The organism is Streptomyces sp. NBC_00572, assembly GCF_026341815.1.
GTDB lineage: Bacteria > Actinomycetota > Actinomycetes > Streptomycetales > Streptomycetaceae > Streptomyces.
On record NZ_JAPENX010000001.1, the window covers coordinates 6,712,609 to 6,734,921 of the forward strand.

The following is a 22,313-nucleotide window of genomic DNA, read 5'->3' on the forward strand; positions in this document are numbered from 1 at the left end:
GCCGCACTCCGGACAAGGACCTCCCATGACCCCGTCCTCCCGCCCCCCTTTCACCGGAGGCCCACCGGTCTGCCAACCCGGTACGGACTCCGGGCAACGATGGACCTTCGGCTTTCCCGACGGACTCACGGCGGAGGTGCACACCCGCGGCGCCCGCCTCCACGGGCTGTGGGTGCCGGACCGGTACGGCACCCCGGCCGACGTCGTCCTCGCTCCGCGCGACCCGGCCCGGACGGCCGGCGCCCGGTACTTCGGCGCCACCGTCGGTCGCTACGCCAACCGCATCGCACAGGGCCGGTTCTCCCTGGACGGGAAGCCGTACCAGCTGATGACGCAGGAGAACGGCCACTGTCTGCACGGCGGAGCCGAGGGCTTCGACACCCGGCTCTGGGAAGCCGAGAGCGTGCACACCCGGGAGTGGACCGGCGTGCTCCTGCACCTCCGCAGCCCGGACGGCGACCAGGGATTTCCAGGAAACCTGGACGTCACCGTCAGCTGTCTCGTCGGCCGCGACAACGAACTCTCCTTCTCCTACGCCGCGGTCACCGACGCGGCCACCCTGGTCAACCTGACCAACCACGCCTACTTCAACCTCGAAGGCGAGGGCGTCGGCGACATCCTCGACCATGAACTGGCCGTCGACGCCGACCACTACACGCCGGTCGACGGGGATCTCATCCCCCACGGGGACCACCGCCCCGTGTCCGGCACCGCGTTCGACCTCCGTCGGCCGCTCAGGATCGGTGTGGCTCTGGCCCGCCCCGGCGCGAGCGGCGGGTACGACCACAACTTCGTCCTGAGTCCGCACGGCGACGAAACACTGCGCAGGGCCGCCGTCCTCCACGCGCCGGCCACGGGCCGCCGCATGGAGGTGCTGACCACGGAGCCGGGACTCCAGGTCTACACCGCGGGGCAATTCGACGGATCGGTCCTCGGCAAGAGCGGTACGCCCTACCGGGCGGGCGCCGGCATCGCGCTGGAGACCCAGCACTTCCCCGACTCCCCGAACCGCCCCGGTGACCCGTCCCCGGTGCTGCGCCCCGGCGACGAGTACCGGTCGAGGACGGTCCTGCGGTTCAGTACGCGCGGCTGACCGCGTACGAACACGCCGATATGGCTGTGCCCGCCGGTGAAGGAACCGGCGGGCACAGCCATATCGGGAGCGGCGTCAGGCACCCGCCCGGCGCTTGTTCCACACGTCGAAGCCGACCGCCGCGAGCAGCACGAGGCCCTTGATGACCTGCTGCCAGTCGGTGCCCACCCCGACGAGGTTCATGCCGTTGTTGAGCACGCCGAGGACGAGGCCGCCGATGATGGCGCCCAGGACGGTCCCGACGCCCCCGCTCATCGAGGCCCCGCCGATGAACGCGGCGGCGATGGCCTCGAGTTCGAAGTTCACGCCGGCCTTCGGCGAGGCCGCGTTGAAGCGCGCCGCGAAGACGAGCCCGGCGAGCGCCGCGAGCATTCCCATGTTGAGGAACACCGCGAAGGTCACCTTCTTGTCCTTGACCCCGGACAGCTTCGCTGCGGGCAGGTTCCCCCCGATCGCGTACACGTGGCGGCCGATCACCGCGTTGCGCATCACGTAGCCGAAGCCGACCAGCAGCGCGGCCAGGATCAGGAGGACCACGGGGGCGCCCTTGTAGCTGGCGAGCAGCAGGGTGGTGACCAGGACCGCGGCGACCAGCGCCGTCACCTTGAGCGCGAACAGGCCCGTGGGGAGCGCCTCCAGGGCGAACTCCCGCTGCCGGCGACGGTCCCGTACCTCCTGGAAGACCACGTAGGCGATCAGTCCCACGCCGAGGAGCAGGGTCAGGTTGTGGTAGTTGGTCTGCGGCCCCACCTCCGGCAGGAAGCCGTTGGCGATCTTCTGCAGTCCGTCCGGGAACGGGCCGAGCGTCTGCCCCTTGAGGAAGATCTCCGTGAGCCCGCGGAACAGCAGCATGCCCGCGAGGGTCACGATGAAGGACGGTATGCCGACGTACGCGATGAAGAATCCCTGGAGCGCGCCGGCGGCTGCTCCGAGCAGCAGGGTGAGGAGCACCGCGACGGGCCAGGACACCTGGTGCTCGACCATGAGCACCGCCCCGATCCCACCGACCAGCGCCATCAGGGAGCCCACCGACAGATCGATGTGCCCGGAGATGATGACGATCATCATGCCGATCGCCAGGATGAGGATGTAGCTGTTCTGCAGCACCAGGTTGGAGACGTTGCGCGGCAGGAGGAGGTCGCCGCCCGTCCAGATCTGGAACAGGAGCACGATCAGGCCGAGTGCGAAGAGCATTCCGTACTGGCGCATGTTGCGCCGGACGCCGTCCACGAGCACCCGGGCCAGTGGCGCCCCGGAGGACGGAGCCCCGGGGCCCGCGGGCGCCGGGGTGGTCGTTTCCGTGCTGACGTCGGTGCTCATTCCTGGTGTCCTTCGCTGGAGGCGGCGCCTGCGGTGACCGCCGGTGGTGCGGGGGAGTCCTGCGTCATGTGCCGCATCAGCACTTCCTGTGTGGCGTCCTCGCGGGTGACTTCGCCGGTCAGCCGTCCGGCGGCCATGGTGTAGATGCGGTCGCACATGCCGAGCAGTTCGGGCAGCTCGGAGGAGATGAAGAGAATCGCCTTGCCCTCGGCGGCGAGCCGGTCGATCACGGTGTAGATCTCGAACTTGGCTCCCACGTCGACTCCGCGCGTGGGCTCGTCGAGGATGAGGACGTCCGGTCCGGCGAGGATCCACTTGCTGAGAACGACCTTCTGCTGGTTGCCGCCGGAGAGGCGGCCGACCGGTTCGAGGACGTTCGGAGCCTTGATGTTCATGGTCCGCCGGTATCGTTCGGCCACCTTGCGTTCCTCATGCCCGTCGACGACGCCGCGGCGGGCGAGGGCGCCGAGGGACGCGAGCGAGATGTTCCGGCTCACGGAGTCCCCGAGGTCGAGACCGTAGTGCTTGCGGTCCTCGGTGACGTACGCGATGCCATGGGTGACCGCCTCGGGAACCGTACGTGTCCGCACCTCGCGGCCGTCCTTGAACACGACGCCCTGCTCGTAGTGACCGTAGGAGCGGCCGAAGACGCTCATGGCGAGTTCGGTCCGGCCGGCCCCCATGAGCCCTGCGACGCCGACGATCTCCCCGCGGCAGACCTGGAGCGAGACCCCGTCGACGACCTTGCGGCCGCGGTCGAGCGGGTGGCGCACGGTCCAGTCCCGGATCTCCAGGGCGGGGTCGGCGTCGGCCGTGCCCTCGTACGGCGTGCGGTCGGGGAAACGGCTGTCGAGGTCCCGCCCCACCATGCCGCGGATGATGCGCTCTTCGGTGGTGGTGGGGTCCCTGACGTCCAGGGTCTCGATGGATCGACCGTCGCGCAGGATGGTGACGGAGTCGGCGATCCGGGCGATCTCGTTCAGCTTGTGCGAGATGATGATCGAAGTGATGCCCTGGCTCTTCAGCTCTCGCATCAGTCGCAGCAGCTTCGCGCTGTCCTCGTCGTTGAGCGCCGCGGTGGGCTCGTCGAGGATCAGCAGGCGGACGTTCTTCGCCAGCGCCTTCGCGATCTCCACGAGCTGCTGCTTGCCGACCCCGATGTCGGCGACCCGGGTCTCGGGGTGTTCGTCGAGCCCGACCCGCCTGAGCAGTTCGGACGCACGGCGCAGCGCCTCGTGCCAGTCGATGATCCCGTGCCGGGACGGCTCGTTGCCGAGGAAGACGTTCTCGGCGATCGACAGGTAGGGAACGAGCGCGAGCTCCTGGTGGATGATGACGATGCCGCGCTGCTCGCTGGCCCTGATGTCCTTGAACCGGCACGGCTCGCCGTCGAAGAGGATCTCTCCCTCGTAGCTGCCGTGCGGGTGGACGCCGGAAAGGACCTTCATGAGCGTCGACTTGCCGGCACCGTTCTCTCCGCACAGGGCGTGCACCTCGCCGCGCTCCACGGACAGGGTCACGTCGGACAGTGCTCTGACCCCGGGGAAGGTCTTGACGATGGACCGCATCTCGAGGACGGGGCCGGCCGGTGACGCGGCGGAGACGGGAACTTTGGGGGAGTGGGCCGGGGCGGGGGTCACCGCAGTTCCTTGGCGTCGATGTAGCCGGAGTCGACCAGGACCTTCTGGTAGTTCGTCTTGTCGACGCTGACCGGATCGAGCAGGAAGGCGGGGACCACCTTCTTGCCGTTGTCGTAGGTGGTGTCGTCGTTGATCTCGGGCTTCTTGCCGGCGAGGACGGCGGTCACCATGTCGGCGGCGACCTGCGCGAGTGCGCGGGTGTCCTTGTAGACGGTCTGCGTCTGCTGGCCCGCGATGATCGACTTCACGGAGGCGACCTCCGCGTCCTGGCCGGTGACGACCGGCAGCGGCTTCGCGGCGCTGCCGTAGTCGTCGGACTTCAGGGCGGACAGGATGCCGATGGAGATGCCGTCGTAGGGGGACAGTACGGCGTCGACCCGGCCCGTGGCGTACGACGAGGTCAGCAGGTCGTCCATCCGCTTCTGCGCCGTCCCCCCGTCCCAGCGCAGCGTGGTGACCTGGTTGAGCTGGGTCTGCTGGGAGCGTACGACCAGCTGCTTCTTGTCGAGGTAGGGCTTCAGCACCTTCATGGCGCCGTTGAAGAAGTACTTGGTGTTGTTGTCGTCGTTGGACCCGGCGAACAGCTCGATGTTGAAGGGGCCCTTCTTCGAGCCGGCCTTCAGCCCCAGCTTCTCGACGATGTACGTGGCCTGGAGTTCGCCGACCTTCTCGTTGTCGAAGGAGGCGTAGTAGTCGATGTGCGGGGAGCCCAGGATGAGCCGGTCGTAGGAGACGACCGGGATGTGGGCGTCCGCCGCCTGCTGCAGGACGTTGGACAGGGCCTCGCCGTTGATGGCGGCCACGACCAGGGCGTCGACGCCCTGGGTGATCATGTTCTCGATCTGGGCGACCTGCTGGTCGGGGTCGTCCTCGCCGTACTGCAGGGTCGTGGAGAAGCCGGCCTTCTTCAGGCTCGCGGTCATGTTCCGGCCGTCGGCGATCCACCTCTCGGAGGACTTGGTGGGCATGGCGATGCCGATGGTGAGGTCCTGCTTGTCCTTCGACTCCTGGCTGCCCCCCTGGCTGTTCTGCCCGCAGGCGGTCAGGAGCAGGGCACAGCCGGTGGTCACGGCCAGGAGGGCGGATGCGGATCGGAACTTCTTCATGGGCGTTACCTGGCAATCCCGTCGTCGGGGGGCGGCTCCGACCGGGGACGGGCTCGACGGCAGCGCGTGTCCTCGCACCACCGGGACGGCGCCGTTCCGGCTGGGTGGCCAGGGCGTCGGCGCCCCGGTCGAGGTAGATTGTTAGCGCTCACAACCGCGTGATACAAGAGGCGCTAAGGTTTTTCTCGCATCGATACACAGCCGTAAGCAGGGAGAAGGGAAGCGAACGTGGCGCATCCCGCGGAAGACGTCCGCCCGCCGACGATGGCCGACGTCGCACGAGAGGCGGGGGTCTCCCACCAGACCGTCTCCCGGGTGCTGAGCGATCACCCCAACGTACGCGCGGCCACCCGGGAGCAGGTCACCCTGGCCATCGAGCGGCTGGGCTACCGCCGCAACTCGGCCGCACGCGCCCTGGTGACGCGCCGTACGAGGACGCTGGGTGTCATCGCCGTCAACACCGCTCTGTACGGCCCTGCCAGCACCCTGACCGGCCTGGAGGAGGCGGCCCGGGAGCAGGGCTACCTCGTCTCGACCGTCAGTCTGCGCACCGGAGAGGGGCAGGGGCTCAAGGACGCCATCGACCACCTCGCGTCCTGGGGTGTGGAGGGTGTCGTCGCCATCACCCCGCAACGCTCGCACGTGCAGGCACTCGCCGAGCTGGACGCGCCCTTCCCCGTGGTCACCGTGGAGGGTGGTCATCAGCTCGACCTGCCCGGCGTCTCCCTCGACCAGGAGCTCGGCGCCCGCATGGTCACGGAGCATCTGCTCGCCGCCGGGCACAGCACCGTCTGGCACGTGGCGGGTCCCGACGACTGGCTGGAGAGCGAGGCCCGCACCGCGGGCTGGCGCGCCGTCCTGGAGGAGAACGGCGTCCGGCCTCCCCGCGTACTGACGGGGGACTGGAGCCCGCTGTCCGGGTACCGGGCGGGGCAGGAACTCGCGGGACTCGCCCTGGCCCGCCGCGGGGCGACACCGGTCACGGCCGTCTTCGTCGCCAACGACCAGATGGCGCTCGGAGTCCTGCGGGCGCTGCGCGAGGGCGGGATCCGCACCCCGGGGCAGGTGGCCGTCGCCGGCTTCGACGACATCCCGGAGGCCGAGTACTTCCCTCCGCCCCTGACGACGGTCCGCCAGGACTTCGCCGCCATCGGGCGCCGGAGCATCGGGCTCCTGGTGGACCACATCGAGGGGCGTGCCCGGAAGGCCGAGCATCTCCTGGTGGAGCCGCAGCTCATCATGCGCGCGAGCACGCGTCCTTCGAGCGAGGCCTGACGTAGCGGGCGGCTCTCGCCACCACATCCTGGCCGCCGGTGAGCAGGCCTCCTGTCGGTCGTGCCGTCGGCCGACGGCCGTGGGCGGTCCGGCGTCCGGCGGCGCCCGCGCGTCGGTCCGCCCACGTAAGCGCCCCCACCGCCAGGGCCCGCGCGTCGGTCCGCCCGCACAAGCGCCCCTGCCGCCAGGGCCCGCGCGTCGGTCCGCCCGCGCAAGCGCCCCCACCGCCAGGGCCCGCGCGTCGGCCGTCCGGCCCTCCCCGTCGGCCGCCCCACCTCCTGCCGGGCCGGTCGCGGCGCCGGGGCTGCCTCCGGCGTAGAAGTGAGCGCTCACTTCAGCGTGCCCCTTTCTTGTCGAATGTTCGACAGAACTGCACCCAGCTCTTGTCCGATTCAATTGTGAGCGTTAACAATCAGGATGCTCCTCCGACCCCTGCTCATGACGAGAGAGACCGCATCGTGACCACACACGCCCTTTCCGACCCCGCAGCCCGTCACCATCCCGAGGCCTGCACCATCGGAGTCGACTTCGGCACCCTCTCCGGGCGCGCCGTCGTGGTCAGGGTCCGGGACGGCGCCGAACTCGGTTCGTCGGTCCACGAGTACCGCCACGCGGTCATCGAGGACCGCCTTCCCTCCACCGGCGCCCCACTGCCCCCCGACTGGGCCCTGCAGCACCCCGAGGACTGGCGCGACGTCCTTCGTACCGCCGTTCCGGCGGCGCTCGCCGACGCCGGAGTCGACCCGGCCCGCGTCATCGGCATCGCCACCGACTTCACCGCCTGTACGGTCCTGCCGACCACCCCGGACGGCACCCCGCTCGCCCTGACGCCCGAGTGGGCCGACCGCCCGCACGCCTGGCCCAAACTGTGGAAGCACCATGCGGCCCAGGGGCAGGCCGACCGCATCAACGCCCTCGCTCACGCCCACGGCGAGAAGTGGATCGCACGGTACGGCGGCAAGATCTCCTCCGAGTGGCAGTACGCCAAGGCCCTGCAGGTCCTGGAAGAGGACCCGGCCGTCTACGCCGCCTGCGCCCGCTGGATCGAGGCGGCCGACTGGATCGTCTGGCAGCTGACCGGCACCGAGTCCCGCAACACCTGCACCGCCGGCTACAAGGGCATCCACCAGGACGGCGCCTACCCCTCGCCAGGCTTCCTCGCCGGACTCCACCCGGAATTCGCCGACTTCCCCGCCACGCGCCTGGAGCACCCCCTGTCACCCCTGGGCTCCCGTGCCGGTGGACTGAGCGGCCGGGCCGCGCACTGGACCGGCCTCCCCGAGGGCATCGCCGTCGCCGTCGGCAACGTCGACGCCCACGTGGCCGCGCCCGCGGCGGGCGCCGTCGAGAACGGCCGGATGCTCGCCATCATGGGCACCTCCACCTGCCACGTCCTCAACGGCGCCACCCTCGCCGAGGTCCCCGGCATCTGCGGGGTCGTCGACGGAGGCATCGTCAAGGGTGCCTACGGCTACGAGGCCGGCCAGAGCGCGGTCGGTGACATCTTCGCCTGGTGGCTCCGCCAGGGCGTCCCGGACCCTTACCGCGTCGAGGCGGAGGCGGCGGGCGAGGACCTGCACCAACTCCTGACCCGCAAGGCCGCCGACCAGCCGGTCGGCGCGCACGGTCTGGTCGCCCTGGACTGGATGAACGGCAACCGTTCCCCTCTGGTCGACCACCACCTCTCCGGAGTCATCGCGGGCCTCACCCTCGACACCCGCCCCGAGGACGTCTACCGGGCCCTGCTCGAATCCACCGCCTACGGCACCCGGATGATCGTCGAGACCTTCGAGGACGGCGGCATCCCCGTCGAGGAGTTCATCGTCACCGGGGGCCTGAAGAAGAACGCGCTGCTCATGCAGATATACGCCGACGTGCTCCGCCGCCCCGTCTCCCTCGGCACATCCGAGCAGGGGCCGGCGCTCGGATCGGCCATCCACGCCGCCGTCGCCGCAGGCGCCTACCCCGACGTCCGCTCCGCCGCCTCCGTCATGGGAAGCGTCCAGCGCCACGCATACGTGCCCGACCCCGCACGGGCCGACGCCTACGACGCGCTGTTCCACGAGTACCGCGCCCTCCACGAGCACTTCGGCACAGGCGCGGACCTCCTCCTGCACCGCCTGCGACGGATGCGCAACACCGCACGCGCCGCCAGCACCGACTGACCGGGCCCGCCTCCCTCCCCGTAAGGCCCGACCTCTCCCCAGCACCTCCGAGGAGCACACCCGACATGACGCTCGCCCAGCCCGACCGCGAGATCTGGTTTCTCACCGGCAGCCAGGCCCTCTACGGCGACGACACCCTGGCCCAGGTCGCCGACCAGTCCCGCGCCATCCGCGACACCCTCGCCGACCAGCCCCAGATGACCGTCCGCCTCGTGTGGAAGCCGGTCCTCACCGACGCGGCCGCCATCCGCGCGGTCTGCCTGGAGGCCAACGCCGACGACCGCTGCATCGGCCTGATCGCCTGGATGCACACCTTCTCCCCGGCCAAGATGTGGATCGCCGGCCTCGACGCCCTGAGCAAGCCCTTGCTGCACCTGCATACCCAGTCCAACCTCCGACTGCCCTGGTCCACCATCGACATGGACTTCATGAACCTGAACCAGGCCGCCCACGGCGACCGCGAGTTCGGCTTCGTCCAGACCCGGCTCGGTGTCCCGCGCAAGACCGTGGCCGGCCATGTCTCCACCTCCGACGTCGTCGACCGCATCGCCGGATGGGCCCGCGCCGCCGTCGGCCGATCCGAACTCACCACCCTCAAACTCGCGCGGTTCGGCGACAACATGCGCGACGTGGCCGTCACCGAAGGCGACAAGGTCGAGGCACAGCTGCGGTTCGGGGTCTCGGTCAACACCTACGGCGTCAACGACCTCGTCGCCGCGGTCGACGCCGCCCCCGACGACACCGTCACCGCCCTCGTCAAGGAGTACCAGGACCTCTACGCCCTCGCGCCCGAGCTGCGGCCCGGCGGCGAGCGCCACGACTCCCTGCGCTACGCCGCTCGCATCGAAGCCGGCCTGCGTACCTTCCTCACGGAAGGCGGGTTCCGCGCCTTCACCACCAACTTCGAGGACCTCGGCGGCCTGCGCCAGCTGCCCGGCCTCGCCGTGCAGCGACTGATGGCGGACGGCTACGGCTTCGGCGGCGAAGGGGACTGGAAGACCTCCACCCTGCTGCGCACACTGAAGGCGATGGCCCACGGGCTGCCCGGCGGCACCTCCTTCATGGAGGACTACACCTACGACCTCACGCCCGGCCAGGAGCTCATCCTCGGCGCCCACATGCTCGAGGTCTGCCCCTCCCTCACGACGGCCGCGCCCACCTGCGAGATCCATCCGCTCGGCATCGGCGGACGCGAGGACCCGGTCCGCCTCGTCTTCGACGCGGACCCCGGTCCGGCCGTCGTCGTCGGTCTCGCCGACATGGGCGACCGGTTCCGCCTCGTCGCCAACCACATCGACGTCGTCGCCCCGCCCGAGCCGCTTCCCCGGCTTCCCGTCGCCCGCGCCGTCTGGCGACCCCGCCCCGACCTCCGTACCTCCACCGAGGCCTGGCTGACGGCCGGAGCACCGCACCACACCGTCCTGACCACCGCTCTCGGCGGGGAGGAGCTCGAAGACCTCGCCGAGATGCTGCGGACCGAACTCGCCGTCATCGACGAGGACACCACCATCCGGCGCTTCACGCGCGAGCTGCGCTGGAACCAGGCCTACCACCGTCTGGCCCAGAGCCTGTGAACACCCCGACCGCCACCGCCTCAGCCCGGCAAGGGCGCCCGTGACCGCCTCCACTCCCACCAGGACGGAGTCCTCCGTGAGCACGACCGTTTCCAAGGAACTGCGCCGGGAGGTACTGGAGGCCAACCTCCGCATCCCCCGAGCCGGGCTCGCCACCCTCACCTGGGGCAACGTGAGCGGTGTGGACCGACAAGCCGGCGTCTTCGTCATCAAGCCCTCGGGTGTGGCCTACGACGTCCTGAGGGAGGAGGACCTGGTCGTCGTCTCCCTGTCCGACGGGAGCGTCGTGGACGGCCACCTGCGTCCGTCCACCGACACGGAGACGCACCGCAGTCTCTACCTGGCCTTCCCCTCCATAGGAGGCGTGACCCACACGCATTCCACCCACGCCGTCGCCTTCGCCCAGGCCCGGCGTGCGATACCGGTGCTCGGTACGACCCACGCGGACACCTTCAACGGCCCCGTCCCCGTCACCGCGGCCCTCACCCCCCAGCAGTGCGCCACGGACTACGAGTACAACACCGGCCAGGTCATCGTGGACCTGCTGGGCCATGACGACACCCTGGCCAGGGAAGTCCCCGGCGCCCTGGTCGCCCATCACGGCCCCTTCACCTGGGGCATCGACGCCACCACGTCCCTGGAGCACGCCATCATCTGCGAGGCGGTGGCCGAGATGGCTCTCCACACCATCGCCCTGGGCACGGTCGAACCCCCGCAGCACGTCCTGGACCGCCACTTCACCCGGAAGCACGGCCCGGACGCGTACTACGGCAACGGTCCCTCCGCCTGACGCGTCGGAGGGGAGCCAGGATCATCCTGGCTCCCCTCCGTCAACGGTACGAGGTCAGCTGCGGGTCCAGCGCTGGTTGGTGCCGTTCCAGCAGGTGTAGAGCTGGATCAGGGTGCCGTTGGCGGTGCCGTTGGCTGCGGCGTCGAGGCAGAGGCCGGACTGGACGCCGACGATGGATCCGTCGGAGTCGAGGCGCCACTTCTGGTTGTCGGCTCCCCAGCAGCTGTAGATCTGGACCTTGGCGCCGTTGCCGGTTCCGGCCGCGTCCAGGCACTTGTCGCCGTAGACCCTGAGTTCACCGGCGGCGGTGTAGGTCCACTGCTGGTTGGTGCGGTTGTTGCAGTCCCACAGCTGGACCTGGGTGCCGTCGGTCGTGCTGGACGCCGGCACGTCCAGGCAGCGGCCCGAGGCCACTCCCTTGATCGGTCCGGAGCCGGGGGAGGGGGTCGGAGTGGGCGTGGGCGTGGGCGTCGGGGAGGCGGCGTTGAGTGCGTTGAGTACGGAGGTATAGGCGGGCTTCTTGCTGCCGTCGCCGTTGAAGAGCAGCGGCGTGTGCTCCGCTCGCCACGAATCGGTGTCGCGCACCCCCCACACGGTGATGCCGAGGCAGCGCGGGACGGCCAGGCAGTCGTTGGTCACGTTGGCGTAGGTCGTGGCCGAGGCGCCCTGGATGTCGAGTTCGGTGATGGCCACATCGACGCCGAGGGAGGCGAAGTTCTGGAGGGTGGTGCGGAAGTTGCTGTTGTAGGGGCTGTCGCTGTTGAAGTGCGACTGGAAGCCGACGCAGTCGATGGGCACGCCGCGCTGCTTGAAGTCCCGGACCATGGCGTACATGGCCTGGGTCTTGGCCCAGGTCCAGTTCTCGACGTTGTAGTCGTTGTAGCAGAGCTTGGCGGCCGGGTCGGCGGCGCGTGCGGCGCGGAAGGCGACCTCGATCCAGTCGTTGCCGGTGCGCTGCAGGTTGGAGTCGCGCCGGGCTCCTGAACTGCCGTCGACGAAGGCCTCGTTCACGACGTCCCACTGGCCGATCTTGCCCTTGTAGTGGGCCATCACGCCGTCGATGTGGTTGGTCATCGCCTGGCGCAGCGCGCTCCCGCTGAGGCTCTGCATCCAGCCGGGCTGCTGGGAGTGCCAGGCCAGGGTGTGGCCGCGCACCTGCTTGCCGTTCTGCACCGCCCAGTTGTAGACGCGGTCGGCGGCGGTGAAGTTGAACTGTCCCTGCTGCGGTTCGGTGGCGTCGATCTTCATCTCGTTCTCGGCCGTCACCGAATTGAACTCGCGGCCGGCGATCGTCGTATACGCCGAGTCGTTGAGCCTGCCCGAGGCGATGGCGGTGCCGAAGTACCGGCCGCTCTGCTTCGCCGCGCTGCCGAGCGTGCTCTCGGCGGCTTGTGACGTCAGTGGCGCCACCAGCACGGTGGCGGAACCGAGGACGCCGACGATCAGCGCCGCGCAGAGGCCGCCGATTTTCCGGCGGACCGTGGACGGGGGAATGGCGGGTGAATGCATTACTGAACCTCCAGGATGGAAATCGCGGAAGGAAGTGAGGGCGGCAGAACGAATCCGCGTCGGTGACGTATCTGTCGAATCGACAAATGACGCGCGCCATCAGGGCTTACCGGAAAGGGGAGACGCCGCCTCGGGATTCAGTGTGGAAAAGCGACAGGTACATGTCAAGAGTTTCGAAACGATTTCGATAATGCGGTCCGCGTCGAAATTCTTTCGATGCGGACCGCCCTTGATCTGCGTCTATCGTCGAGCGTCGAGCGTCGAGCGTCGAGGCGAAAGCCTGCACTCACGGCGAGAAATCCGGGCCTGGCGCGGATGTACGCGGATACGCGAGGTCGAACCACGTGAAAAGGGCCTGGTTGGTGGACGGGCGACCGTTGGAGGTGGCGTAGAGGCCGAGCTGGACGCTGGTGAACTGAGGGGTGAGAAAGGCCGCTTCGACGGTGGTCAGCTCCTGCCAGGCACCGCCGGGTGCCGCGTGGGCGAAGGTGTGGCGGAAACCGCGGATACGGACGCCCAGGCGGATCGGGCCCGGGGGAACGGGTACGCCGGCCAGGACCTCGGGTCCGTGACGGAGGCTGAGCCCTTCCGCGGTGCGAAGGAGGAGGAGGTGCCTGTCGTCGTCGAGGACCACGGCGAGGCCCGCCTCCTCACCCCGCGCCGCGGGAGTGAAGTGCAGCTCGGTGGAGACGTCGCAGTCGGGCTGCTCCTGAGGGCGGGCCACGAGGGACGGGGAGGTGCGCTCGCCGAGGCGTTCGGGGCGGAGCCGGAGGCGGAGCCCGTCGCCGGTGGTCCAGAAACGCGCGGGTGGGGTGCGCAGGGTGCTCCAGTCGGCGGAGAGGGTGGCGAAGTCGTCGTGGAGAGGGCCGTGACGCCCGGTGTGGACGACGGGGGTGAAGACCGGCCAGCCGTCGTCCCAGATGATTCGGCAGAGGAACGTCTCGCGGCCGATGGCGGAGCCCGGACGGACGCCCAGCAGGACGGCCCGCCAGTCGCCGTCCGGGGTCTGGACGAGGTCGGCGTGCCCGGTGCAGGTGACCGGGCCCTCGGCGGGTGGGAGCACCGGGTTGCCGGGGGCGCCCTTGTAGGGGCCGGTCACGAGGTCGGCGCGGGCGGCCACCACGCTGTGGTCCACATCGGTGCCGCCCTCGGCGGTGAGCAGAAGATAGGTGCCGTCGATCTTGTAGAGGTGCGGAGCTTCCGGCCATCGGGCGCCCGGACGGCTTCCCGACCACAGGACGTGCTCGGGTCCGGTGAGCCGTCGTTCACGGGGAAGGTACTCACGCATCCAGATCTCGGTGCGACCGGCGGCCTCGTCCAGTACGCGGGCGGCGGTGAACCAGGCCCGGCCGTCGCCGTCGTCCGGCGCGTCGTCGAAGAACAGCGACGGGTCGAAGCCCTCGCCGTCCAGCCAGTGCGGCTCCGACCACGGCCCCGCCGGGTCGGTCGCCGTGACGACGAAATGGCCGGGGCCGTCCATCAGCGTGCAGACGAGATGGAAGACCCCGTCATGGTGCCGGATCGTCGGTGCGAACAGGCCCCGTGAGGGCCCGCACCCGTCGAGGTCGAGCTGAGACGCCCGGTCGAGCGCGGAGCCGAGGCGCCGCCAGTTCACCAGATCGCGGCTGTGGAACACGGGAAGGCCCGGGAACCATTCGAAGCTGGACGTCACCAAGTAGTAGTCCGCTCCCACTCGGCAGACGGACGGGTCGGGCCGGAACCCCGGCAGCACGGGATCGCCGAACCACGCGGTCATGGCACGGGGACGATCTCGACCGGCACGGACAGCACTCGGTCGGTCCCCGGGTGACGTACGGGGCCGCGCAGAGTGAAGGAGCCCCGAAGCGGAAGATCGCCGCTGGACCGTCCGACGGCCACGCCGATCTCCCCGGGCTCCACTCTCCTCCGCAGGTCGATCCCGGTGAAAGAGGTCCGGTCGGCATGGACGGAGAAGGTGATCCGGGCGGCCGCGCCCGGCTCCAGCTCGACCCTGCCGAATCCGGCGAGCCACCGCTCCGGCCGGACGACGGACGCCTCGGGGTCCGAGAGGTACAGCTGCACCACCTCCGTTCCGGCCACCTCGCCGACGTTCCGTACGGTGACCGAGACGAAGACGGCTCCGTCCGTCGCGGCGACGGGATCCACCGAGAGTTCCGAGCAGGTGAAGCTGGTCCAGCTCAGCCCGTGTCCGAAGGGGAACAACGGCGTCGGGTCCACCGAGCTCCAGTCGGTGCGCCCGCCGAGCCTGGAGTGCAGATAGGTCCCGGGCTGGCCGCCGGCCTGGCGGGGAAGGGAGACGGGCAGTCGCCCGGAGGGTTCCGCGGCTCCGCTGATGATCCGGGCAAGCGCCGTCCCGCCTTCCTCGCCCGGGAAGAAGGCCTGCACCACGGCCGATGCGCGCTCCGCCAGTGTGCCGAGCGCGTACGGCCGTCCGGAGACGAGGACCAGGACGGTCGGCACCCCGGAGTCCAGGACGGCGGAGGCGAGTGCGGCCTGGTCGCCCGGCAGGTCGAGAGTCTCGGCGTCGCAGCCCTCTCCGGAGGTGCCCCGGCCGAACATGCCGGCCCGGTCCCCGAGGACCAGCACGTTCACGTCCGGATCGTCGGCGGTGACCGTGAACCCGGCAGCGGTGAGCGCCTCGCCGAGCGTCGGGATCTCCAGCCCGAGGTCGCCGGGCAGGGCGACGTGGTTGGGGAAGGAGTAGCAGCCGAGGAAGGACTGGGGGTCGTCGGCGTACGGCCCGCTGACCGCGACCCGGCACGGCCGCAGCGGCAGGGTGCCGTCGTTGGCGAGCAGCACGGTGGACCGTTCGGCCAGGAGCCTGGCCAGAGCCCGGTTCTCCGGCGGGTCGAGGTCGACCGGCTCGGGCTTGACGGGCTCCCAGCCGGGGTCGAGCAGGCCGAGTTCGGCCTTCTGCAGCAGGACCCGCTCCGCGGCCCGGTCGATGAGCTCCTCCGGTACGGTTCCTGCCCGTACGAGTTCGGTCAGCGGCTCGCCGTAGCAGCGGGCCGTGGGCAGCTCGACGTCGATTCCGGCGGTCAGTGCCAGCGCGCCGGCCGCGCCGCGCGATCCGGCGACGCCGTGCCGGGTCTCCAGGAAGGAGACGGCGTAGTAGTCGGCGACGACCACACCGCTGAAACCGAGCTCACCTCTGAGCAGTTCGGTCAGCAGCCGTTCGTCGGCGGCCACCGGGACACCGTCCACGTCGGTGTAGCTGTTCATCACCGACCGTGCACCCCCTTCTCGCAGTGCCCCTACGAAAGGCTCGACCAGCACGTCGGCGAACTCGCGCGGCCCCGAGGAGACGGGAGCCATGTTCCGGCCGCCGCGCGAGGCCGAGTACCCGGCGAAGTGCTTGAGCGTCGCCACGATCCCGGCGCCTTCCAAGCCCTGCACATAGGCGGTACCGATCGTTCCGACGAGATAGGGATCCTCGCCGATGCACTCCTCGGTCCTGCCCCACCGGTAGTCCCGGACCACGTCGAGCACCGGAGCCAGCCCTTGGTGGACGCCGACCCGCCGCATCCCCGCGCCGATGGCGGCGGCCATCCGGCGCACGAGCCCGGGATCGAAGGACGCACCCCAGGCGAGCGGCCCGGGGAAGACCGTCGCCCCGAACGTCATGAACCCCGTCAGGCACTCCTCGTGAGCGACCGCCGGGATCCCGAACCGGCCGGATCCGGTCACCTGCCGCTGGAGCGAGGCGAGCCGCTCCATCCCGGCTTCGGCGGTGATCGGCGCGGTGCCGTACACCCGGGTGAGCTGGCCGAGCCCGTGGGCCACGATGTCGCCGAAGCCGGGCGCGGACTCGCCGGAATCGTCCTCCATCGGCGCGACAGGCGCTCCCGGATTCGAGGGCAGCGCCCAGAAGCCGGCGAGCTGCCCCGCCTTCTCCTCCACCGTCATCCGTTTCAGCAGATCGGAGACTCGCACGGACGCGGGCAGGAGGGGGTCACGCCAGGGCTCGGTCAAGGGGTTCTCCTAAGAGCGGGGCGGGGCGGTGGAGAGGCGGACCTTGAGCTCGGTCGCGAGCTCCATCCGGGGGCTGACCAGGGGCTGGTCCTCCAGAAGCTGGAACAGTGTGCGGGCGGCGAGCCGGCCCATCTCCTCCAGCGGTTGACGGACCGTCGTCAGCGGCGGCGACAGCCAGTCGCACATCGGCAGGTCGTCGAAGCCGACCACGCTGAGGTCCTCCGGGATGCTCAACCCGGCCTGCCGGGCGGCTTCGTAGACGCCCATCGCCTGCTGGTCACTACCGGCGAAGACGGCCGTCGGCGGGTCGGGGAGGGCGAGCAGTTCCTGGGCGCGCCGGAACCCGCCCTCGTGCTGGAAGTCGCCGAACCGGATCAGGTCGCGGTCGACCTCGACCCCGGCCCGCTCCAGCGCTGCCCGGTACCCGTCGATCCGGGCCTGGCTGCAGAGCATCTCCCTGCGCCCGCCGATCGCGGCGATCCGGCGGTGCCCCATATCCAGCAGGTGCTCGGTGGCGGCGAGGCCGCCGGCCCAGTTGGTCGCGCCGATGCTCGGCACACCGTTGCCCGGCAGGTCGATCGGGTCGATGACGACCAGCGCCACCCCGGCCCGTTCGACCTGGGCGCGCTGGGCCTGGGTGACCGAGGCGGTGACGAGGATGACGCCGTCGCTGTGGTGCAGGACCGGCAGTGCGGCCCAGCTCGACGGTGTGGCCTCGCCCGGCGGGACGAGCGACACGACGGTGCCGACGCCCCGCTGGGCGCACTCGGCCTCGACGCCGCGCAGTATCTCCACCGCCCACGCGCTGTCCAGACCGCCGATGATCAAATCGACCAGGCCCGACCTGCGGGCACGGCCCTGCCGGCCGGGGGGAAGGTAGTTGTGGGATCGCAGCAGGGCTTCGATCCGCTCGCGTGTCGACGGCGCGACATCGGAGCGACCGTTGATCACCTTGGACACAGTGGCCTGGGAGACGCCTGCCTCCGCGGCGATGACGGCCAGGGTCGGGCGCTGCTCGCTCAACTTCTCTCCTCTGCGCGGACGCCACCGGCCGGCGACACGTACCGCAAACGTTTCGAAGAGTTTCGGATCCGTGTGACCGGCTTGTCAACCCTGTAAATCGCCGTTGTTTCAAGCAAGTTCGGCGAGAAGTCTTGACCGGGAAGCCGCACGTTCCTAGTTTGTGGCAGCACAGAATTCGAGAGTTTTACGAAAAGTTTTCGGGCTCGAATCGGCATTCCTCACCCCGGAGGTCCCATGGCCAGCATCCCCCCGAGCCGACGAAGCTTCCTTGCCCTCTCGGGCCTGACGGCACTGTCCGTCTCGCTGACCGCGGCCTGCGGCGGTGGCGACTCCGGCGGCGGGCCGGCGGCCGACGGCAAGGTGACGTTCGCGTGGTGGAACATCGCCACGACGGAACCGGGCAAGTCCCTCTTCCCGCAGATCGCCTCGGCGTTCATGGCCGCTCACCCGAACATCAGGATCGAGACGACCTCGTTGGAGAACGAGGCGTTCAAGTCCAAGCTGACCGCCACCACCTCGTCCGGCAAGCTCCCCGACGTCTTCCAGACCTGGGGCGGCGGAGTGCTGCGGCAGCAGGTCGACGCGGGTCTTGTCGAAGACCTCACCGACGCGTTGGGCTGGTCGTCCGAGCTCACCCCGGTGTCGCTGCAGGCCTATCAGATCGAGGGCCGGACCTACGGCGTTCCTTACGACATCGGAATGGTCGGCTTCTGGTACAACAAGAAGCTCTTCGCCAAGGCCGGGGTCACCGCGCCGCCGGCCACCTGGGCCGGGTTCCTCGATGTCGTCAAGAAGCTCAAGGCGGCCGGCGTCACCCCGATCGCCCTCGCGGGCAAGGAGAAGTGGCCGGGCCACTACTACTGGGCCTACCTCGCGATGCGCGTCGCCGGCCTCCCTGCCCTGCAACAGGCCGCGACCAGTAAGGACTTCACCGGCCCCGGCTTCGTCCAGGCCGGTGTCCACCTCAAGGAGCTGGTGGACCTCCAGCCGTTCCAGGAGGCCTTCCTCGGGGCCGGTTACGCCACCCCGGGCGGTCAGGCCGCGACCATGGGCAACGGCAAGGCCGCCATGGAGTTGATGGGGCAGTGGGCGCCGTCCGTGCAGAAGGACGCGGGCGCCGACCTCGGCGCGGACCTGGGCTTCTTCCCCTTCCCGACGGTCGACGGCGGAGTCGGCAAGGCCGGCGAGGTGTTCGGCGGCGGCGGCGGCTTCGCGCTGCGCAAGGGCGCCCCGAAGGAGGCGCTGGACTTCCTGAAGTTCTTCGTTCTGGAGAACGAGTCCAAGCTGCTAGCGTCCAACGGCTACCTGCCGGTGGTCAAGGGTGCGGAGAGCCGGCTCACCGACGCCAACAAGAAGGTGGTGGCCGGCAGTCTGGTCAAGGCGACGGGCTTCCAGCTCTTCCTCGACCAGGCCTATCCGCCGGCGGTCGGCCAGGAGGTCAACGACAGCGTCGCCGACCTCATCGCGGGCAAGAAGACGCCCGAGCAGGTCACCCAGTCGATCACCGAGGCTGCGAAGGGTGCCTAGCTCCGTGGCTACCACGACCAAGGGCCGGGGCAAGGGCCCGGGCGAGGACCGGGCCGACGAGCGGACGGGGGGCGAGCGGGCGGCGGACGCCGTACCGGTGCGCCCGCCCACCCCGGCCCGGTCGCTCCTGCACGGGCTGGGCTCCTGGGCGTCGATCGCCTGGTTCCTCGTCCCGGCTCTGGTCCTCTTCCTCGTCTTCGTCCTCGCCCCGATCGTCGTCGCCGTCCACACCAGCTTCTTCAAGTGGGGCGGGGTCGGCCCCATGGACGACTTCGTCGGCTTCGACAACTACGTCAGGCTCTTCGCCGATCAGGTCTTCCTCGGCGACATGGGGCGCGGGCTGTACCTGATCATCCTGTCGGTCACGGTGCAGCTGCCCTTCGCGCTGTTCACCGCGGTCCTGCTCAACCAGAAGCTGCGCGGCCGGGCCGTCTACCGAATGCTGTTCTTCGCGCCGTACATCCTGTCCGAGGTGGTCACGGCGGTCCTCTTCACCATGATCTTCCTTCCCGGCGACGGCATGGCCGACCATCTCGCCGGCGCCCTCGGCCTGGAGGGCCTGGAGGGCAAGTGGCTCGCCGACCCCTCGACGGTCATGCCGACCCTGTTCGTGGTCATGACCTGGAAGTACTTCGGCTTCCACATGATGCTCTTCCTCGCCGGGCTGCAGAGCATCCCGCGTGAGATCCTCGATGCCGCCGCCATCGACGGCGCCGGCGCCTGGCAGCGCTTCCGGTACGTGACGCTGCCGCTGCTCGGCCCGACGATCCGGATCAGCGTCTTCCTTTCGGTCATCGGGGCCATCCAGCTCTTCGACCTCGTCTGGGTCATGACCGCGGGCGGCCCCAACCACTCCTCCGAGACGATGGCGATCTCGATGTTCCAGTTCGGGTTCAAGCGATACCAGGTCGGCTACGCCAGTGCGATCAGCGTGGTGCTGTTCATGATCAGCCTGGTCTTCTCCCTCTTCTACCAGCGCTACGTGCTCCGCCGCGACCTGAGCGGGGCCGTCACCACGGGAGGTGGTCGATGAACGCCCGCAGGGCGGCACGTGGCCTGTCGCTGCACGCCGTGGTCTGGCTGATCGGCGCGTTCGTCGTCGTACCGCTGATCTACGCGGTGATCTCCGGGTTCAAGAGCACCGGCGAGCTGACGACCAATCCGTTCGGGCTGCCTGAGCACTGGAAGACCGGCAACTACACCGGCATCCTCGGCGACGGAATGTTCTGGCGGCAGATCGCCAACAGCGCCGGCATCGCGATCGGCACGACGATCTGCACGGTGGCGGCCTCCGCCATGGCGGCGTTCGCGCTGGCTCGCTACGCCTTCCGGGGCAGGGAGCTGTTCTACATGCTCTTCACGATCGGGCTGATGTTCCCGTTCGCGGTGGCGGTCCTGCCGCTGTTCCTGCTGCTGCGCACCTTCGACCTGCTCGACAACCCGCTGGGGGTGATCCTCCCGCAGGCCGCCTTCGGGCTCCCCATGACGATCATCATTCTCCGCGGATTCTTCCGGACCATCCCGGCGGAGGTCGAGGAGGCGGCCATCATGGACGGCTGCGGCAAGTTCCGCTTCTTCTGGAAGATCCTGCTGCCGATGGCGCGCCCGGCGCTCGGTACGGTCTCGGTGCTGGCGATCGTCGCGAGCTGGAACAACTTCTTCCTGCCGCTGCTGGTGTTCAACGATCCGAAATGGCAGACGATCCCGGTCGGCGTCCAGCAGTTCCAGGGCCAGTACTCGACCGACTACGCGCTCGTCCTCGCCTACATCGTGCTCGCCATGGTCCCCGCCCTGGCCTTCTACGCCGTTGCCGAGCGCCAGCTGATCGGCGGCCTCACCGCGGGCGCCACCAAGGGCTGACCCGCCCCGCGTTACGTCCATCCCGAGGAGACCCTGTGAAACGCCTGACCGCACTGACAGCCGTCATGATGTTAGCGCTCACATCGCACGCCGCGGCCGACCCTCCGCGACCCGCGGCCGACCCTCCGCGACCCGCGGCCGCCCCCGAACGACCCGTCATCGACTTCCGCACCGCCCTCCAGCCGATCGACGGATTCGGCTTCTCGATGGCCTTCCAGCGGGCCGACCTGCTGCACGGCGCGCGCGGCCTCAGCCCGGCCAAGCAGCGCGAGGTGCTCGACCTGCTGCTCAGCAAGGAGAAGGGCGCGGGGCTCTCGATCCTGCGCCTGGGCATCGGGTCGTCGACCGACAGGGTCTACGACCACATGCCGACGATCCTGCCGGCCGATCCCGGCGGCCCGGACGCCACGCCGACGTACTCCTGGGACGGCTGGGACGGCGGCCAGGTCTGGCTCGCCAAGGAGGCCAAGGCCTATGGCGTCAAACGGTTCTTCGCCGACGCGTGGAGCGCCCCGGCCTTCATGAAGACCAACGGAAGCGAGAACGACGGCGGCGAGCTCCGGCCCGAATGGTGTCAGGCCTACGCGAACTACCTCGTCCAGTACGCGAAGTTCTACCGGCAGGAAGGCATCGGGATCACCGACCTGGGGTTCACCAACGAACCCGACTGGACGGCGACCTACGCCTCGATGCGGTTCACCCCGCAGCAGGCCGTCGACTTCCTCAAGGTGCTCGGGCCGACCGTCCGCGCAGCCGGATTGAAGACCGGAGTGGTCTGCTGCGACGCCGCCGGCTGGGACCGCCAGGTCGCCTACACCCGGGCCATCGAGGCGGACCCCGCGGCCGACAAGGCCGTACGGACCATCACCGGCCACCGCTACAGCGGTCCGACCGATGTCCCGCAGCCGACCGACAAGCGCGTGTGGATGTCGGAATGGTCACCGGACGGCTCCACCTGGAACGAGAACTGGGACGACGGCAGCGGCTACGACGGTCTCACCGTCGCGGCCGACATCCAGAACACCCTGACCGTCGGCAACGCCAACGCCTACGTCTACTGGACCGGCGCGTCCCTCGGCGCGACCCGAGGGCTCATCCAGCTCGCCAACCCCGGCGACGACTACCGGGTGTCCAAGCGCTACTGGGCGCTGGCCGCCTTCAGCCGGTTCATCCGCCCCGGCGCGGTCCGCGTGCCGGTCACGAACGCCGACCCGGCACTGCGGATCACCGCTTTCCGGAACACCGACGGCAGTCGCGTGATCGAGATCCTCAACACCGCGACCACCGAAAGCTCCGCCGCCTTCACCCTTCGCGGCGGGCACGACCGGCACCCCGGCGCCTACGTCACCGACGAGACCCGCTCGATCACCCCGGCCGACATCGTGTCCACCCACGGCACGACCCTCACCGCCAAGCTCGCCCCGCGCGCGCTCACCACGATCGTCCTCGACTGAACCGC

Annotated in this window: 16 protein-coding genes; 9 read left to right on the forward strand and 7 right to left on the reverse strand. The window is 69.7% G+C overall.

Annotated elements, in window-relative coordinates:
- Positions 1-25 precede the first annotated feature (25 nt).
- Positions 26-1,093: an aldose epimerase family protein gene (locus OG514_RS30370; RefSeq protein WP_266900170.1), complete on the forward strand. Its 1,068-nt coding sequence runs from the start codon at positions 26-28 to the stop codon at positions 1,091-1,093.
- A gap of 75 nt (positions 1,094-1,168) precedes the next feature.
- Here the strand turns inward: OG514_RS30370 and mmsB are convergent, their stop codons facing one another.
- The 3 genes from mmsB to chvE all read right to left on the reverse strand — a co-directional run bounded on the left by mmsB (position 1,169) and on the right by chvE (position 5,159).
- Positions 1,169-2,413: a multiple monosaccharide ABC transporter permease gene (mmsB, locus tag OG514_RS30375; protein WP_266900171.1), complete on the reverse strand. Its 1,245-nt coding sequence runs from the start codon at positions 2,411-2,413 to the stop codon at positions 1,169-1,171.
- Positions 2,410-3,981, reverse strand: coding sequence for a multiple monosaccharide ABC transporter ATP-binding protein (gene mmsA, locus OG514_RS30380; RefSeq protein WP_266901015.1), 1,572 nt, complete (start codon positions 3,979-3,981; stop codon positions 2,410-2,412). Before mmsA ends, mmsB begins: the two co-directional genes overlap by 4 nt.
- A 68-nt stretch (positions 3,982-4,049) precedes the next feature.
- Positions 4,050-5,159 (reverse strand): multiple monosaccharide ABC transporter substrate-binding protein, encoded by a 1,110-nt coding sequence (chvE, locus tag OG514_RS30385; RefSeq protein WP_266900172.1) that lies wholly within the window; start codon positions 5,157-5,159, stop codon positions 4,050-4,052.
- A gap of 228 nt (positions 5,160-5,387) precedes the next feature.
- Here chvE and OG514_RS30390 point away from each other — a divergent pair, with 228 nt between their 5' ends.
- The 4 genes from OG514_RS30390 to araD all read left to right on the forward strand — a co-directional run bounded on the left by OG514_RS30390 (position 5,388) and on the right by araD (position 10,963).
- Positions 5,388-6,434 (forward strand): LacI family DNA-binding transcriptional regulator, encoded by a 1,047-nt coding sequence (locus OG514_RS30390; protein ID WP_266900173.1) that lies wholly within the window; start codon positions 5,388-5,390, stop codon positions 6,432-6,434.
- 458 nt (positions 6,435-6,892) lie between these two features.
- A complete protein-coding gene (gene araB, locus OG514_RS30395; protein WP_266900174.1) occupies positions 6,893-8,599 on the forward strand; it encodes a ribulokinase in 1,707 nt (568 codons plus the stop codon).
- 65 nt (positions 8,600-8,664) lie between these two features.
- Complete coding sequence (gene araA, locus OG514_RS30400; protein WP_266900175.1) at positions 8,665-10,173, forward strand: L-arabinose isomerase; 1,509 nt, start codon at positions 8,665-8,667, stop codon at positions 10,171-10,173.
- 76 nt (positions 10,174-10,249) lie between these two features.
- On the forward strand, positions 10,250-10,963 hold the full coding sequence (araD, locus tag OG514_RS30405; RefSeq protein WP_266900176.1) for an L-ribulose-5-phosphate 4-epimerase AraD: 714 nt from the start codon (positions 10,250-10,252) through the stop codon (positions 10,961-10,963).
- A gap of 54 nt (positions 10,964-11,017) precedes the next feature.
- On the opposite strand, the gene OG514_RS30410 is transcribed toward araD, so the two are convergent.
- The 4 genes from OG514_RS30410 to OG514_RS30425 form a co-directional block, all read right to left on the reverse strand.
- Positions 11,018-12,472 carry an endo-1,4-beta-xylanase gene (locus OG514_RS30410; protein ID WP_266900177.1) on the reverse strand — a complete coding sequence of 485 codons (1,455 nt, stop codon included), beginning with the start codon at positions 12,470-12,472 and terminating at the stop codon, positions 11,018-11,020.
- Positions 12,473-12,758: 286 nt separating this feature from the next.
- Positions 12,759-14,228, reverse strand: a complete 1,470-nt coding sequence (locus OG514_RS30415; RefSeq protein WP_266900178.1) for a glycoside hydrolase family 43 protein — start codon at positions 14,226-14,228, stop codon at positions 12,759-12,761.
- A complete protein-coding gene (locus OG514_RS30420) occupies positions 14,225-16,444 on the reverse strand; it encodes a glycoside hydrolase family 3 N-terminal domain-containing protein (RefSeq protein ID WP_266900179.1) in 2,220 nt (739 codons plus the stop codon). Before OG514_RS30420 ends, OG514_RS30415 begins: the two co-directional genes overlap by 4 nt.
- A 9-nt stretch (positions 16,445-16,453) precedes the next feature.
- Positions 16,454-17,467 carry a LacI family DNA-binding transcriptional regulator gene (locus tag OG514_RS30425; protein WP_266900180.1) on the reverse strand — a complete coding sequence of 338 codons (1,014 nt, stop codon included), beginning with the start codon at positions 17,465-17,467 and terminating at the stop codon, positions 16,454-16,456.
- Positions 17,468-17,701: 234 nt separating this feature from the next.
- On the opposite strand from OG514_RS30425, the gene OG514_RS30430 reads away from it, so the two are divergent.
- From OG514_RS30430 to OG514_RS30445, 4 genes are all read left to right on the forward strand, one after another.
- Positions 17,702-18,994, forward strand: coding sequence for an extracellular solute-binding protein (locus tag OG514_RS30430; RefSeq protein ID WP_266900181.1), 1,293 nt, complete (start codon positions 17,702-17,704; stop codon positions 18,992-18,994).
- Between the two features lie 127 nt (positions 18,995-19,121).
- Positions 19,122-20,027: a carbohydrate ABC transporter permease gene (locus OG514_RS30435; RefSeq protein WP_266901016.1), complete on the forward strand. Its 906-nt coding sequence runs from the start codon at positions 19,122-19,124 to the stop codon at positions 20,025-20,027.
- A complete protein-coding gene (locus OG514_RS30440; RefSeq protein WP_266900183.1) occupies positions 20,024-20,854 on the forward strand; it encodes a carbohydrate ABC transporter permease in 831 nt (276 codons plus the stop codon). The genes OG514_RS30435 and OG514_RS30440 overlap by 4 nt, the downstream gene beginning before the upstream one ends.
- 68 nt (positions 20,855-20,922) lie before the next feature.
- The gene (locus OG514_RS30445; RefSeq protein WP_266900185.1) at positions 20,923-22,308 is read left to right on the forward strand and encodes a glycoside hydrolase; all 1,386 of its coding nucleotides are present in this window, start codon (positions 20,923-20,925) and stop codon (positions 22,306-22,308) included.
- Positions 22,309-22,313: the final 5 nt, after the last annotated feature.

What these genes read in the sequence shown, in the direction of transcription:
- OG514_RS30410 (WP_266900177.1), bottom strand. Translation starts at nt 12,472, where the DNA reads ATGCATTCACCCGCCATTCCCCCGTCCACGGTCCGCCGGAAAATCGGC.
- OG514_RS30415 (WP_266900178.1), bottom strand. Translation starts at nt 14,228, where the DNA reads ATGACCGCGTGGTTCGGCGATCCCGTGCTGCCGGGGTTCCGGCCCGAC.
- mmsB (WP_266900171.1), bottom strand. Translation starts at nt 2,413, where the DNA reads ATGAGCACCGACGTCAGCACGGAAACGACCACCCCGGCGCCCGCGGGC.
- OG514_RS30440 (WP_266900183.1), top strand. Translation starts at nt 20,024, where the DNA reads ATGAACGCCCGCAGGGCGGCACGTGGCCTGTCGCTGCACGCCGTGGTC.
- OG514_RS30430 (WP_266900181.1), top strand. Translation starts at nt 17,702, where the DNA reads ATGGCCAGCATCCCCCCGAGCCGACGAAGCTTCCTTGCCCTCTCGGGC.
- OG514_RS30370 (WP_266900170.1), top strand. Translation starts at nt 26, where the DNA reads ATGACCCCGTCCTCCCGCCCCCCTTTCACCGGAGGCCCACCGGTCTGC.
- mmsA (WP_266901015.1), bottom strand. Translation starts at nt 3,981, where the DNA reads ATGCGGTCCATCGTCAAGACCTTCCCCGGGGTCAGAGCACTGTCCGAC.
- araA (WP_266900175.1), top strand. Translation starts at nt 8,665, where the DNA reads ATGACGCTCGCCCAGCCCGACCGCGAGATCTGGTTTCTCACCGGCAGC.
- chvE (WP_266900172.1), bottom strand. Translation starts at nt 5,159, where the DNA reads ATGAAGAAGTTCCGATCCGCATCCGCCCTCCTGGCCGTGACCACCGGC.
- OG514_RS30445 (WP_266900185.1), top strand. Translation starts at nt 20,923, where the DNA reads ATGTTAGCGCTCACATCGCACGCCGCGGCCGACCCTCCGCGACCCGCG.